Source organism: Mesorhizobium sp. M0016, from assembly GCF_040324035.1.
GTDB lineage: Bacteria > Pseudomonadota > Alphaproteobacteria > Rhizobiales > Rhizobiaceae > Mesorhizobium.
The window spans coordinates 311,666-325,118 of the sequence record NZ_JAMYVM010000005.1 but is presented as its reverse complement, the minus strand read 5'-3'; the positions used below and the strand labels follow the sequence as shown (position 1 = coordinate 325,118).

Annotated in this window: 15 protein-coding genes and 3 pseudogenes; 10 read left to right on the top strand and 8 right to left on the bottom strand. The window is 58.6% G+C overall.

The features are described 5' to 3' along the window. Positions 1-236: 236 nt before the first annotated feature. A complete protein-coding gene (locus tag NKJ88_RS10745; protein WP_352444039.1) occupies positions 237-551 on the bottom strand; it encodes a hypothetical protein in 315 nt (104 codons plus the stop codon). A gap of 90 nt (positions 552-641) precedes the next feature. Here NKJ88_RS10745 and NKJ88_RS10740 point away from each other — a divergent pair. From NKJ88_RS10740 to NKJ88_RS10720, 5 genes and pseudogenes are all read left to right on the top strand, one after another. Further along, positions 642-869: pseudogene (locus tag NKJ88_RS10740) on the top strand (helix-turn-helix domain-containing protein); the annotation flags it as partial. Positions 870-943: 74 nt separating this feature from the next. Further along, a complete protein-coding gene (locus NKJ88_RS10735; protein WP_352444037.1) occupies positions 944-1,180 on the top strand; it encodes a hypothetical protein in 237 nt (78 codons plus the stop codon). A 23-nt stretch (positions 1,181-1,203) separates the two neighbouring features. Then, entirely contained in the window at positions 1,204-1,923 is a 720-nt protein-coding gene (locus tag NKJ88_RS10730; protein ID WP_352444036.1) for a hypothetical protein, read from the top strand. Between the two features lie 145 nt (positions 1,924-2,068). Beyond that, complete coding sequence (locus NKJ88_RS10725; protein WP_352444035.1) at positions 2,069-2,779, top strand: hypothetical protein; 711 nt, start codon at positions 2,069-2,071, stop codon at positions 2,777-2,779. Further along, a complete protein-coding gene (locus NKJ88_RS10720) occupies positions 2,776-3,174 on the top strand; it encodes a PIN-like domain-containing protein (protein WP_352444034.1) in 399 nt (132 codons plus the stop codon). The genes NKJ88_RS10725 and NKJ88_RS10720 overlap by 4 nt, the downstream gene beginning before the upstream one ends. 14 nt (positions 3,175-3,188) lie before the next feature. Here the strand turns inward: NKJ88_RS10720 and NKJ88_RS10715 are convergent, their stop codons facing one another. Next, positions 3,189-3,557: a sunset domain-containing protein gene (locus tag NKJ88_RS10715; protein WP_352444033.1), complete on the bottom strand. Its 369-nt coding sequence runs from the start codon at positions 3,555-3,557 to the stop codon at positions 3,189-3,191. Positions 3,558-3,828: 271 nt separating this feature from the next. Between NKJ88_RS10715 and NKJ88_RS10710 the strand changes: the two are divergent. From NKJ88_RS10710 to tnpB, 3 genes and pseudogenes are all read left to right on the top strand, one after another. Next, positions 3,829-4,580 (top strand): annotated as a pseudogene (locus NKJ88_RS10710) (IS110 family transposase). Positions 4,581-4,936: 356 nt separating this feature from the next. Then, positions 4,937-5,383 carry an IS66-like element accessory protein TnpA gene (gene tnpA, locus NKJ88_RS10705; RefSeq protein WP_352444032.1) on the top strand — a complete coding sequence of 149 codons (447 nt, stop codon included), beginning with the start codon at positions 4,937-4,939 and terminating at the stop codon, positions 5,381-5,383. 26 nt (positions 5,384-5,409) lie between these two features. Beyond that, the gene (gene tnpB / locus NKJ88_RS10700) at positions 5,410-5,736 is read left to right on the top strand and encodes an IS66 family insertion sequence element accessory protein TnpB (RefSeq protein ID WP_502904744.1); all 327 of its coding nucleotides are present in this window, start codon (positions 5,410-5,412) and stop codon (positions 5,734-5,736) included. A gap of 187 nt (positions 5,737-5,923) precedes the next feature. Here the strand turns inward: tnpB and NKJ88_RS10695 are convergent, their stop codons facing one another. From NKJ88_RS10695 to NKJ88_RS10670, 6 genes and pseudogenes are all read right to left on the bottom strand, one after another. After that, positions 5,924-7,333 (bottom strand): Dyp-type peroxidase, encoded by a 1,410-nt coding sequence (locus NKJ88_RS10695; RefSeq protein WP_352444030.1) that lies wholly within the window; start codon positions 7,331-7,333, stop codon positions 5,924-5,926. Beyond that, positions 7,330-8,648 (bottom strand): annotated as a pseudogene (locus NKJ88_RS10690) (DUF8225 domain-containing protein). Before NKJ88_RS10690 ends, NKJ88_RS10695 begins: the two are co-directional and overlap by 4 nt. 198 nt (positions 8,649-8,846) lie before the next feature. Beyond that, positions 8,847-9,950 carry a cupredoxin domain-containing protein gene (locus NKJ88_RS10685; protein WP_352444028.1) on the bottom strand — a complete coding sequence of 368 codons (1,104 nt, stop codon included), beginning with the start codon at positions 9,948-9,950 and terminating at the stop codon, positions 8,847-8,849. 15 nt (positions 9,951-9,965) lie between these two features. Further along, positions 9,966-10,166, bottom strand: a complete 201-nt coding sequence (locus NKJ88_RS10680) for a hypothetical protein (RefSeq protein WP_352444027.1) — start codon at positions 10,164-10,166, stop codon at positions 9,966-9,968. 260 nt (positions 10,167-10,426) lie between these two features. Then, positions 10,427-10,990: an NAD(P)/FAD-dependent oxidoreductase gene (locus tag NKJ88_RS10675; RefSeq protein WP_352444044.1), complete on the bottom strand. Its 564-nt coding sequence runs from the start codon at positions 10,988-10,990 to the stop codon at positions 10,427-10,429. A 10-nt stretch (positions 10,991-11,000) separates the two neighbouring features. Then, the gene (locus NKJ88_RS10670) at positions 11,001-11,855 is read right to left on the bottom strand and encodes a hypothetical protein (protein ID WP_352444026.1); all 855 of its coding nucleotides are present in this window, start codon (positions 11,853-11,855) and stop codon (positions 11,001-11,003) included. Between the two features lie 597 nt (positions 11,856-12,452). Between NKJ88_RS10670 and NKJ88_RS10665 the strand changes: the two genes are divergently transcribed. Then, complete coding sequence (locus NKJ88_RS10665; RefSeq protein ID WP_352444025.1) at positions 12,453-12,611, top strand: hypothetical protein; 159 nt, start codon at positions 12,453-12,455, stop codon at positions 12,609-12,611. A gap of 155 nt (positions 12,612-12,766) precedes the next feature. Further along, on the top strand, positions 12,767-13,162 hold the full coding sequence (locus tag NKJ88_RS10660; RefSeq protein WP_352444024.1) for a hypothetical protein: 396 nt from the start codon (positions 12,767-12,769) through the stop codon (positions 13,160-13,162). Positions 13,163-13,453: the final 291 nt, after the last annotated feature.

The following is a 13,453-nucleotide window of genomic DNA, read 5'->3' as shown; positions in this document are numbered from 1 at the left end:
GCGCGAGCACAAGAAGCTCGCTCTACGCCAAGCCGCATGACCAGTTTCATGATCGCCCATTTTGCAGAACTTGACGCACACAACCCGATCACGTTCGGTCGTTCGCATGGCAGTTTCCTTCTGAACGAAAGATCATTGCCGTTCACTCAGCGGCCTGAAGTCAACGCCGACAGTCTGCAAGACGAGCAGCGCACGCGTGGCTGGCGGGGGCACCCATGTCGGGCTACAACTCTCGGTCATCGTAGCGGGAAATGGTAATGCGCCGCAAGAGTGTTGCAGGGCACGAGGGCTGTTTGGCGGTAGGGGTTGCGCTCGCCAGGGTAGATGTCGCGCATAAGCAGCAGCCGGTCGAAGAACAGCCACTCACTGTAGGCTTGCAGCAGTTCCTCCTGGGAGGGCAGAGGCGCCGGTTGCGGCGAGACATGCGCCGCGGCAGCGCCTCTTATGGCCGGAATAGAGGCGATGGCACCGAGCAGGGCGCGGCGGGAAAATCTTCCAAGGAAGGCAGCGGGCATAGCTTCGCCGGCCTCCAGAACAGGGGTGTTAGGCATTTGGGTCTGCATTTGTGGTAACGTTGCACTAATGGCATAAGGCTGCACGTATCGTAAAGTCGGCACTTTTAATGCAAGGTTTGATTCAAAATGACAATTTCACCAGCTCAATGCCGGGCGGCCCGGGCGCTTGTTGGATGGTCGCAGGAACAGCTGGCAGCGGCCTCCAAGGTGGCCAAGACGACCATTGCCAATTTCGAAGCTGGCAAGCGGACGCCATACGACCGCACGTTGGTCGATCTGCAGGCCGCTCTGGAGGCTGCCGGGGTTGAGCTCATTCCGCAGAATGGAGGAGGCGCAGGCGTGAGGCTCACAAAGCCGTAGCCGGGCCGGCGCTTGCGTTCGCGCTCAACCGGCGCGAAGCTGCCTTTGGGGAACGGGAGGGCATACGTATGGCAATCAGATATCGGGCGACGACAACGATCCGGCTCAACACGGATGGCATATGGGGTGCTTGGATGTTGATCGTGTCTCCGCTGGTGCAGGCGATTAGCTGGTACTACTATTTTGCGAAGCCGGACTATGGATGGCTCGGCCTTATTGCCCTCACCAGCGTGACAGTGCCCTGCGGCTTCGTGCTGCTACTGATCGGCCGCGACTATGACAGCATCGTCGACGAGACGAACTGACGCCTCACCGATGGAGCGGCGCGATGCCCAAGGACAAAAGGTCTGGCATGCAGTGGGGGAAGGAAGACCTAGGCTGGCGCGTCCCGATGGGCTTTGCCGCCGTCGCTGTGGCTGCATTCCTGCTTGGAAGGCATTGGCCCGAATACTCGACGATCTGCCGAGATGGCGAAGGGGGCGCCATTTGCGCCCGAGAATGGATCGGCGCGGCAAGCGGATGGATGGCAGCGATTGCGGCCGCCGTTGCGATCAGGCCGCTGCTAGGTCAGTTGCGGGAGCAGCGCAGACAGACGGAATTCGCACTGGGCTACGCGCCGGCAACGCTCAGCGCGAGCCATGTGAAAAACGGCCTCGAGGACGCCGTCATTCACATCGTGAACTGGAACCGGTTCCCCGCCGACGTCCTTGACGTCCGGATGGATGCTGGCCGGATGGCGGCCGGGATGGCGATCTCCAGAATTAACATCTCAGGCGAGCAACTGGCACGCGATTCGGGTGAGGAGGCCCTCAAACGCATTGTGCGCATAGACGGATGGGAGGACCGGAATTCGCGACCGCCTTTTGTCGATGTCACGTTCTACATCACTTTTCACGATGGCGCGCCGGCGATCGTCCCTGTGGAATTCGAGGTGGCCCTAGTGGTCTACGCCGAGAAACCCTATCGAACAACGCTACGCGCATCGATGAATGTCCGCGTCGAGGGCACCTTTCAGATCGACGAAACTTCGATGGTGTTTCAGCGGTAACCCTCGCCGCAGAATTCACTTGCTCAGAGGCTACCGTGTGCACTCCTCTGCGATCCTGATGATGCGACCGATAGATACATTGCCGCCAGGTGGACGGCGGCAGTGACCCCTTGCACGGTCTATGAAAGTGGATAACTCTTCCGGCATGTCGGTACGCCAGAACATTCAAGACGTAGAATTCTTCGGGGTAGGCTCCTACACCGTCGGCGAGGCCGCGCGCCTGATAGGGACGTCTGCGCTCAATATTTCGAGGTGGATGAAGGGCTACACCTTCCGCCGCGAAGAAGTTGAGCATCGAATCACGCCGCTATGGTCATCGCAGTGGCCGATCATCGACAATCATCTCGAGATCGGATTCCGTGACCTGATCGAGCTCCGCTTTGTCAAAGCATTCACAGGGGCCGGCGTCGGCCTTTTGGCGGTTAGAAATTGCATCGAGTACGCACGTGAGTGTGTCAATGACGAGCGCCCGTTCTCAACCAGGCGCTTCCAGACTGACGGCAGAACGATCTTCCTCGAAGGAATAGAGCGTTCCGGTGAAACCAAGCTACTCGACCTGAAGAGGCGGCAGTATGTTTTCCGCCAGGTCATAGAGCGGACGTTCAAAGACCTGGATATCGAGGATGACGCGGTGGCGCGCTGGCGACCCTTCAATGGCAAGCAGTCCATCGTGATCGACCCCCATCGTTCGTTCGGTCAGCCGATCGCCTCCAAATATGGCGTCCCCACCGTGGCGCTTGCGCAAGCGGTAGAAGCCGAAGGATCCGTGGAAAAGGTGGCGCGCCTTTTCGATGTCTCAGCTACCGCTGTTAGAGACGCCATGAAATTCGAAGAGAGCCTTCAGAGCGCCGCGTGAAAGCCCTGGTCGACGAAAACCTGTCGCCCACTCTCGCCCGTTCGCTAAACGCCCTGTTCGCCGGGGAGCATGAGATCGTCCATATCAGAGAGAAGTTCGGCCCCGGCGTGAAAGATGTGGCCTGGATCGGCCAGCTGAGCACGGAGGGGCGTTGGATCGTCATTTCTGGCGATCGACGCATTACCCGGAACAAGGTCGAATATGCTGCATTTCGAAGCTCTCGGCTCGTCGGGTTTTTTCTTTCGAAGGGCCTCTACAAGGCTCCGGTCGTCAAGCAAATGGAGCGGCTACTCGCCCTTTGGAGCACGATCGAAAAGCAATCGGAAATTGTCGCGGGCGGCGCGATGTTCGAACTTCCAATAAAGAGCACGCGCATCGAGCAACTGAAGGTCTAGTCTAAAGGCTGTCGCTACACTTTCGCTTTCCGCCAGCCCGCCCACCACGCTTCCCATTGCGAGCAGAACCAGCGCTCTCCTCGAGCTGGGTTGACGCGCGTAGCAAAGTAATATTCCTGCCCCGGCATATGGTAGATATGCTCGCCGCGCTCGTTAATGTTGCCCTTGATATCGCAGCCCGCCTTGCGGACAGCCGCGTTGCTGGCCGACGAATCGCCGCCATGGTGAACGCGCGGCAGCTCGTGCCGATCGTCGCCGACTGCAAGATAGCCCGCGGAAGTCGCCCCGAGCATCACCAGAACGGCGGCGAGACGATAGCGGAAAAGCGAGCGCCACCAAGGCCGTCGCCTCTGCAACCTCTTGGCATGAACAGAATTGCCCATGATTCCTTCCCCGAGGCGAGAATGCGTCGTCTGAAGTCGGGAGTCCAGTATCAGGCCGCAGCGCTGTAGCCCGCTTCCTTGATGCGGCGCCCGCGACGCTACAGGCGCGAGACATGGTCGGCATGACCGCTTCCCTCCTGATGGTGGCGCTTGGCGCCTGGCCCCGTAAGACCGTATGTCCGCCTCTGTCGATGAGGTGGCTCGCCCTACACTGCGCGTCCGAGGGTTGCTCGGACGGGCCGAGCCGATCCTCATCACAGGAGGACGAGCCGTGGCAGATTATAGGGAAGCATTTGTCGGAATCGATGTCGCGAAGCTGAGGAACGCCATCGCGATTGCCGATTCCGGCCGGGAAGGAGAAGTTCGCTTCTTCGGCGAGGTCGACGCATCGAATACGAGCATGCGCCGAGTTATCCAGCGGATCGCTACCAAGTTCGATCGAGTCCATTTCTGCTACGAGGCTGGCCCGACCGGCTACGGTCTCTATCGGCTGATCCGATCGCTCGGCCATGAATGCATGGTGGTCGCCCCGTCGCTGATCCCGAGGAAGCCTGGCGATCGTGTGAAGACAAACCGGCGGGATGCCCTTGCGTTGGCTCGACTGCTGCGCGCCGGCGAACTGACGGCGGTATGGGTTCCCGATGAAGGTCACGAAGCCATGCGGGATCTCGTCCGCTCTCGGGCGGCCGCGGTCGAGACACTTCGCGTTCACCGGCAGTCGACCGGCGAGACAGTCAAACGGGGCGGCATCACCAAGGCTGGGAACGGCCGCGTTCGCCACATGCTGGTCGAGAGCGCCTGGACCTACAGACATCCGCCGAGGGTCGGTGCGAAAAGGCTCTACCGTGTGGAACAAGCATCGCCAAAGGTGCGAGAGATTGCTTGGAAGGCGCAGACCGGCTGACGGCCCGCTATCGAATGTTGAGCGGACGAGGCAAGAAGACAACGGTGGTCTGCACAGCGATCGCCCGGGAGCTGGCCGGCTTCATGTGGGCCGTCGCAAGGGAGGCGCAACCAGCCTGATCAGTCGCCGCCGCGGCGACATACATCTTTCGCACATGGGCGGAGGCGGGACCACGGCAGGGGAACGCCCGTCAGACGCTTTGTGGCCGGCAAATCGACCGACGCCCGCAGTAAGATAGGAACAGCCCCGGACGCACAATCGGGAATGCGGTAGCCAACCCGCGCATCAGAGCTTGATCACCGACGTCCTTCAGTTCCGCCTCCATGTGCGATTATCAGAATGAGCAGCCGTTCCCCGGATCGGACGGCCTCCTGCGCTCCAAACCTTGACAGCGGACATCAGAGCGCTGTTCCGGCGCCACCTTTCGCGCGTGGTCGTGAGCGACGATGCTCGGAGCCTCTGAGGGCTTCGACACATGACGATTTCAGAGCTTACGCTTAAATCCAACGATCCCGAGCCCGCGCGGCGTTTCGAGGTGTTCACGGGTTCTGGACGGCGGCGCGAATGGTTGCCGGAGGAGAAGGCGCGGATCGTGGCGGAAAGCTACGATGCCGGCGAGACCGTGAGCGCGGTGGCTCGGCGACATGCATTGTCCCCGCAGCAGCTGTTCGCCTGGCGCCGGTCCGCGCGGGTGCCGTTGGCGAATGCGCCGGCACCGGAGCCGTTGTTTGTTCCAGCAGTGGTCGCGGCACAGGAGCCCGAGCCGGCGGGGAAGCTAGCGAGATCGACACGGAAGCGGAAGGCCGCGCGAGAAGCCGGCGTGATCGAGCTGGAGATTGACGGCGTCGCCATGCGGGTCGGTCGTGGCGCCGACGCCAGGACGGTGGCGGCGGTGATCCGCGCACTGAAGGCCGGGTCGTGATCGGGCCGACCGGCGCCGTGCGCGTCATGGTGGCGACCAAGCCGGTAGACTTCCGCAAGGGCGCGGAGGGACTGGCGGCGCTGGTGCGCGACACGATGGGCGCCGATCCGTTCTCCGGCGCGATCTACGTCTTCAGGGCCAAGCGCGCCGACCGGGTCAAGCTCGTCTACTTCGACGGCACCGACGTGTGCCTGCTGGCGAAGCGCCTGGAGGACGGGAAGTTCTGCTGGCCTGCGATCACCGATGGCGCGGTGAGGCTGACGGCGGCACAGCTGCAGGCGCTCCTGGAAGGGTTGGATTGGCGGCGTGTGCATGACGCCCGCGAGACGCGCGCGCCGGTCGCGGCAAGTTGATTCAACGGATGGCCATAATGCATGATTGAATCGGCTTCGTGAGCAACCCGGCCGAGCCCCTGACCAACGATCCGATCGCGCTTCAGGCGATGCTCGCGGCAGAGCGCGCCGAGAACGAGCGGCTGCGCCAGATCATCAAGGAGCTACAGCGTCACATGAGCTGTTCTTCGACACGAGAATCGCAATTTCAACGTTCAATTGCTAGCATTTCGAACAGGCCGTTAACCGCCAGGCTGACCGCCTTTTGCAATCTCCAGGACACTCCTGCTGGCAACGGATCAAGCATCCGACGTAAGGCCGAACGACCCGGTGCGAACAGGTAACCGCCCCCAGTTGGAACAATCCATTGTAGACCGTCATCAGAAACTTGAACTGGTCCTTGGGGTCCAGAAATCCTCAACGACCTAGTAGTTGTAGACCGGCCGACTAGCAGATCGTGGCCCGCATCGGGACCCGGCCGGAGGCGACTGTTCATCCATTTACCAGTAAGGAACTCAAGTTGGTCCTTGATCGACGTCTGAAACGAAATGAAAGCCAATCCGCGGTCCGCCCCTGGCTTTTCTTCAACGACTGGTCCAAATGGGATTCCGCGACGTAGTAGCCGCGGAACATTGACCTCGTCCCTCGGGCCATCTCGAGGGTTCACTTTGCGAATGTGCGCTCCGAGAGGGCAGTTCCTCCCTGCCATATCGTCCAAAAAATTGAATGCATTTTCGTTCGGCTGCCGGCCTGGGTCCGAAAAAATGCTGGACGACGCAAGTGCACCGGACGGCCAGCGGCCAACCAGCAAAGCTTCCAAATGCTGGCCGGTCAAACCCGGCCAGTCTCCCACCAGGCTTGCAGCTTTTGACGCGCAGAAATCACGGAATGCCCGGACGTCCTGTGACAGGCGCCGAAAAACTAAGAAGGAGCCGTTTCGGAGGAAATTACTGGGATCGCCCGATGGAGTGTAGCCCCCGTCACCCGGGTCGCGCTCGTAGCCAAACACAAAATAGCCTGGCCCCACATCGCCCTTAGCGTCGAAACCTCGAACGGCTGGTTGTGATATGCCATCCCTAAATCCGAAATGTTCAAGATCATCAATGCGACGCGCGGTTTCTCGATAGGTTGGTCGTAAGCCCTTGGCAGCAGCGCTGGCGATTAGCTGGTCTGCCCATTGTTGCGCGGCCGGTTCGTCGTTTGATGCCACGATCAGGAATACATCAAGCGGAGCTCCGGTGCTTCCGACGACCCAACTATTTGGATCAGTTCGATCGCCTAAAGCCGTGGGAGCCCGCTTTCGAAATCCTCCCATGAACGCCTCGTCGCGGACGAAAAGATCCTCTCGAAGGATGCCGAGATATTCAGAACCTACGGAAACGCACAGCCAGGTGATGGGGAGCTGCCGTCCGCCCCTTGCTAGAGGTTTGATAGCGTTGCGCTGCTCCTGAACATCGGCAACCGAAGTCACATCCGGTGCAAGATCAACCAACCATCTGGCGGCATCGCTTGTCCTACTGCGATCAGCAGTTAAGCCAATCAGCACCTCAACGTTGGTGTTGAAGCCGCCGAGGATGTTCCCCTGGATCTCGTTGAACTCCAGATCGATAGCGCTCATCTGAGAGCTTTCATCGCAAGCGCAGCCGTAAGGTTCGTGCCTACCCTCGGGCTCCCAATCAAGCCAGGGAAAGCCAAGTCATAGCCAGCTCCACACTTTCTTCTGGTCGGGACCAATTGCTGGGTGCCAGTCTTGCGGCAACAAGTCCCAAGACAAGGCACACTTGGACCATGGTTATCGCCATCGTTGCGTTTCCATCGCGTAACAAACAAATGAACCTGCAACAAATCTGCAAGTTGGCCTGCGAAGCGGACCGGCTCGCCGTCTACTTCGAGGTCTTCGAGCGTGAGGTTCGATCCCTTAGGTGGCGCCAGTTCCAACCGAGGGACACGGCATGATTTTGGATCGCCAAAGCCTTCGCCTCGTACGACCGTCCACCAGTCTGGCGTTAATGCGTCGCCATTCTTGGTTTGGACGCGCTGGTCGTCCACTCCGGCGATGTAAAGCCCGACTGGATTTGCGAGGGTGTAGCGAAAGCCGCCCATCACCTGTGCGTACGCTTGGTCGGAAATGAGCGGGTCGCTATTCCTATTGGGGTTTCCACCCTGACAACAGCAAAGAAGTTCCTCGCTGTTGCGACCATCTACCAGGGTTGTCCCGGCTGCCTTTAGCCGGAGGATAGCCGACACGCCGGCAAGATTGACCTCAGCTCCGAGCGAATTCGCCCGGTGCGATAAATGGACTATGCCTGGCTCGATATTGAAGCGATTGCGCGGATTAAAGTCTCCTGGATCGACAATAGTTTGGCGGGATCCATCGGGCAAGCGACGATAGATGCCCTTGCGCGCTCGAAGGTCATCGACGCGAATGCTATTGTCGCCTGTGAAATCGCGATACAGGTCGAGTGCCCGTCCCTCATCATATTTAAACAGGGTTGCGTAGTAGTCGTAGCCCTCAGCACGAACGCAACCTTGTTGATTTTTCCCTCTTTGCTGCGTCGCGCCACCCACTCGAGATACTCGTCCTGACGGTGACGGACAGGCAAGTGAAGGACCTTATTTTCGCCATCGACAAAGACGCCTTCCGGATGGTCTTCTTCGCCTAGGTCTTCAGCGGCGCGATGTATTCCTTCCCGATCGCCGTCGACGGGAGGAAATTCTGTCCAGGGTCCGCGGCGTCGTACTGCGCGTGGGAACGCTCCCCAAGGTGATACCGCGACGGTCTCACCATCTGTCTCAGGGGGCGTGGCCACCGGGTCTATGTAACCTAGGTTTGGCGCGTTCGCCGAAATCTCCGCCTCAGTCACATCGGCAGGGTCTTTCCCTAGAACTGTGGCAACGAGGTCGAGTACGATCCCGCTCGCCTCGGCAGCCATTGCTGCATGCCAGTTCGTCGGATCACGAAAATCGCGCACGCCCCCAGGCGCATCGAAATTCCATTTCACCATGTCGGTGCTCTCCTTCTCCGCCTGTGTCGGCCACCATCTGATAGCGACGCCCGAGATCAATCACGCACGGTTGGTTTCCCGAGCGCACGCGTGGACGCCTTCAAACTAGCCCGTCTCTGGCCGGACTTATGTGATGACGACCCGATTGTTGAGTAGGGCCACGTCGAAATGAATGAAGCGCTCCACCACGATGTGACTCGGCTGCGTGCCGGCGACGAGGACGTCGTATTGCGGAGCGGTTCCGTCACGTCGAATTAACGGGTCAGGGGGCGGCTGCCGGTAAGCCCCCGATGGCGGTAGCCACGCCAAATGATAGCTATTGTCGACAAAAGCAACTCGACGCAGAACCTTTGGAGACACGTCAACAATGCGTTTCTCAGGTATCAGGATTGATGAAGTCCCGTCAAAATTGTCGGGAGTCCAAAAGTCAGGTTGGCCCGACAGCTTTGCCACTGAATGGAAGCTTGGTGCGCCGATGATATGGTGGTCAATAAATACATCCAGATCGTCACCGTAGACCAGGTACTGTAATCCAACCGGATAGGATGCGTCCGGGTCAAACTGATGAAAATGCAAAATTTTATCGATCTTTACGGGGATTTTTTCCTCGAGTCCGGGTATTTCGATGCCACCAGGATGATCCGGCGGATAATATTGCACTGAAGCCTCCGGAAGCAGCGTTATTTTACCGGCGCCTATATCGGGAAGTGCGAGGTGATTGTGGAAGATCTGGGCCTTCCCTGATCCGTACGAACTGCTGCGAAGGGCTTCGTAGATAGCAGCATGTTTCGGGTCGGCAAAACTTCCCCGAAGTATCACCTGGTACCGATGCCTATCGTCCGCAATGACCGGAGTGTGAGACATATAGAGGCGTGAACCAGATCGTCCGCCAGTTATGAACCCGTGAAAGTGGGCGAGGCCATCGTGACCGCTATGAGCTGGCATGGGATGAGCCTCGGCATGAGCACCTGCCGCGACGGTCACTTCCCCAGTCATCTCGTGATGGAAGCGACAAACATACTCGAATTTTCCCTCCCGGCTGAACCAAACGGGGCTAGATATTTCACCTGTCGGAAGGGGCCCGACATTGAAGTAATAACTGCTCTCCGGATCAGTTTCTACCGTGTGGGGCACCGGATCTAGGTTTCTCCACACGACATAGGTGTCGGGCTCTATAGTTTGTTCAGGAAAGCTATTACCGCGTATGTCGACAATTACTGTTCGGGTCATACTTCTCACTCCTCATCACAAATGCGCCAGCTCGTCGACCCCTTGGTCGACTTGAAGCCAGCACGGATTGAGTTCACGGTAGAGATTCGAAAGCGTATGCGTATCGCGTCGCCACCACCCGGTGAGCCAACGAGAGAAATGCACTGCCGTTTTGGCCTCAGCTTCACGGCCGGATAGTGCTTGCTTGACGTTGTACGCGGCCATCATGCCGCTCATGACGGCTCGTAGGACTCCATGTGAGGATGCGGGATCTACGACGGACGCAGCGTCCCCTACAATAAAGTACCCATCGCCAGCCGACGGAAGAACATGCCGCCAACTGACGTCAGCTCCTTTGGGGGGCCCTATATCACGGAAGTCGCTCAAATTTTCGGGTTTGTTTGCAATGAGAGACCTGCCCGGAAAGCAGAGGCTTACCCAGGCCAATCGGTCTGACGCTACCTGTGCAATCCAGTGCCAACCCCAAGGGCGGCCCACTAGTAATGGCCCCTCAGAGAGGTCCTCGCATCTGCCTTCACAATACCCGTACCTTGCGAGCAACCGCGGGGAACTCTGTACAAAGCAAGGCTTTGCTTTTTTCTCAACCAGCCGACACCACCACTTGCGTCAATGGTGAATGCTGCCCGAATGGGTCCAAGTGTGGTCTCGACGCCGCAGATCCGTCCCTCGCTCAAAATTGGGGCCAGCGCTCGGCATGGCTGCCGAACGTCGACGCCTGCCCGCTGAGCTCGATTGAGCAATATTGTGTCGAGCTTCGATCGCGATATTTGATACCCTAGTTGCGAAAGGTCAGATGGGTCATCAAAACGCGTCCTCGAGCGGTTTCCTGCCCAATCAATCTTGATTTCACTATGACGCAACTCGGAAGCCGTATTCACTTCAGTTGCGACCCCAAGTTGTTTGAGAACGGATCCGATGCCAGGATGCAGGGTTTCGCCAGGACGACAGCGAGGGAACGCGGAGCCCTCGACCAAGACGGTGAGCAGTCCGGATTGTGCCGCCTGGATTGCAGCAGCGCTTCCTGCGGGGCCAGCTCCCACAATAATTAGGTCAGCGCCGTACTTCACTGGCAGTCCATGTACCGTCGTTGTCGCGCATTAGAACAAGCGTTGGATCCGCGAAGAGCAGCACTATCGCGCCGAAATTGACCAGAACCTTCTTGAAATCTTTAGGATCTGGAGTTCCTCTGTCAGCGTGATCAAAAACCTCGTAGCGGTAGCTGTGTCTCGTACTGAGGATCCGTCCGGTTGCGGCCTGTGCATCCTCGAAATCTGCATCGTTAGTATCCGCAGGGCGAAAACTCAGCACGGACCATTTAAGCTTGTCCGCCGACGCCTCCACCCCCAACGCGCGATACACGAGCGCCATAGTTAACGTTCTGGCCACATACTCTTCTGCGGTTGTCTTCCCTATCTCGCTTATGTCGAACCCACTCTTCAAAGCCGTTTGGACGTAATCGGCATAGGCAAGCGCCGGATACTCCACTTTGCCCTCACGCTTTCGAAGCTTCGGACCTCGAACGCCGTCCCACGGATCCTTCCTGCCCAAGCCAATAATCTCGTCTGTAAGAGGTGTAGCCGTGGCGTAGCTCCTGCTCGGCGCGAAAGTGCGCGTGATATCGGGGGCCGCGGCTGGCCAAAACGCACTCAAAGCGGCGCAGAGCTTGCTGTCTTCCATGAATGGAGAACCGAGACCATAGTTGGTCAGAAATGTGACCCCCGGCGCGAGGCTCTTGCCGGTGTCTTCCGGATCGGATTCCGAGGTTCGGTCGTACGAAACGTCCCAACCGGGTGCGAATACGCCGGCAGCTGAGTCCGGAAGCATTGATGCCCTGGGCCGGTCGACAGGCAATAGCTTGGTGAGGGCACCGGTCCCGGATCCAAGCGAGCCGACTATTGCAGTCATCGTATCGTCGGACGGATCAAAATTCGCGCCTGTCAGCTGTAGATTGGCAGCGTATCGCTGATCTGAAAGCGACTGTGGCAAGCCGGAGCCTGGAGCATCCCACACGGTTCGCAGCAACGATGGAAGTACGGATTGGTCAGTCCATTGCATCAACGAGGTCTGGTCGACGAGCGGAAAGAAGTCGGGACAAGCTACAATCGAATACGCTGGGATGCGGCGGGGAAGATCAAGTGCTAGGTCGCTGCACTCTGCGTCAATCCAACCGTCACCTGTGTGGTCAACGTAGTGCCTCGCTTGATAGTTGCCGGCGCGGAGCGTTTCGATTAGGTGCGGATCGTCGTTTAGATCAATTTCAGACCCGTCGCTTTTGATTACGTGCCGAGCATGCACATATTCTGGCGCCGCGCGAGCACCACTCGGTAAAGGCAGCAAATTCAAGCTGGATGAGTAGGCCCGCCAAGGGCCGTCACCATCAGGCGACTTGGGAACGGTATACGTAAGCGGCCTCCCCCCATAGACGGCCGGTTCGGTATAGCGCTGGTGCACGACAGGTGAGAGCAACCAACCCACATCGCTTGACAGTTCGGCAATCTGATCTTGAAAAACAAAAGGTGGGTTGCCGATGTCGGGCTCTGCCCAACCGCCATTGTGCCCGTTGGAAAGAAATCGCAGATGGGCACGGCGGATTTTTTCATTTCGATGGGCGGCAGCCAGGCGTACTTGGATGGAACGGCCTTGGATGCACTCGTTGCCTGAGAAAAGCTTGTGGAAGGAACCCAGAAGCGTCGCTGGCCGTCACCAGGCTCGTCGGCGTCCAATGCGTGCGGCGGCGCCCACGGTCCAGCATCGCTCCTTGTTTGACCCGACGTAGCATTACTAACGCCACCGCTCTCAATGAACCGGAGCGGTCCGTGCGAATTCTTCTCGCCTGCAACGAGTGCAGCCACATACGCCCCGTAGCGACATGGGAGGACACGAGTCTTCCGTCCCTCGGCCTCAAAGAACGGAAGGAAACCTCTAGCGTCATCCAAATATTTCGCCGCTTCGGTTCCAACCCGAGCAACACCGGTCCTAGAGTAGACCATGTCGGCGTGACGGCGATGAATAGTACCGACCGCTGCGCGATATTCGAAGGCGAAAACGACGATAGCCAGATGAGCGCCGCCCGCCCTTGCCCGGAGGTCTTCAACCGAGGGAGGATTGATCCCATAGACGAAATTCTCGACAGTTTCGAGCTCCGCGAGCGTAGGAAATCCAGTAAGGCGATGAAGGTGGTCCCGCTGTCTGAAATGGGTCACTCGTGGTGAGGCCAAGGCGTGATAGAGAAGACTGAGAGCTGGGTTTCCGGGCTCAATTGCTCTGTAGCCTTCGGCAGCGAAATCTTCGAATCCTGGCGCGCTGCGATCTACACCCGTTAGCGGTTTTGTAAGCTCTTTTGCGAGATCCACGGCCGTCAGGTCTAAGCCATGTTGCTCAAACAGCGCTTCCCATCCGAGGGGCGCAAGACGGCTCAAAACCGTAGCCACTTGATCAACCAATCTTGGACCATGTGGCGAGTGAAAAGCTGATTGCGCGATGAACTCTCTAACAAAAGCGGC

Bases quoted from the DNA above. Each gene is read 5' to 3' on its own strand.
- tnpB (WP_502904744.1), top strand. From the start codon at position 5,410: ATGGTGGCGACCAAGCCGGTAGACTTCCGCAAGGGCGCGGAGGGACTG.
- NKJ88_RS10685 (WP_352444028.1), bottom strand. From the start codon at position 9,950: ATGACCCGAACAGTAATTGTCGACATACGCGGTAATAGCTTTCCTGAA.
- NKJ88_RS10745 (WP_352444039.1), bottom strand. From the start codon at position 551: ATGCCTAACACCCCTGTTCTGGAGGCCGGCGAAGCTATGCCCGCTGCC.
- NKJ88_RS10735 (WP_352444037.1), top strand. From the start codon at position 944: ATGGCAATCAGATATCGGGCGACGACAACGATCCGGCTCAACACGGAT.
- tnpA (WP_352444032.1), top strand. From the start codon at position 4,937: ATGACGATTTCAGAGCTTACGCTTAAATCCAACGATCCCGAGCCCGCG.
- NKJ88_RS10670 (WP_352444026.1), bottom strand. From the start codon at position 11,855: ATGACTGCAATAGTCGGCTCGCTTGGATCCGGGACCGGTGCCCTCACC.
- NKJ88_RS10730 (WP_352444036.1), top strand. From the start codon at position 1,204: ATGCCCAAGGACAAAAGGTCTGGCATGCAGTGGGGGAAGGAAGACCTA.
- NKJ88_RS10715 (WP_352444033.1), bottom strand. From the start codon at position 3,557: ATGGGCAATTCTGTTCATGCCAAGAGGTTGCAGAGGCGACGGCCTTGG.
- NKJ88_RS10725 (WP_352444035.1), top strand. From the start codon at position 2,069: ATGTCGGTACGCCAGAACATTCAAGACGTAGAATTCTTCGGGGTAGGC.
- NKJ88_RS10695 (WP_352444030.1), bottom strand. From the start codon at position 7,333: ATGAGCGCTATCGATCTGGAGTTCAACGAGATCCAGGGGAACATCCTC.
- NKJ88_RS10680 (WP_352444027.1), bottom strand. From the start codon at position 10,166: ATGAGCGGCATGATGGCCGCGTACAACGTCAAGCAAGCACTATCCGGC.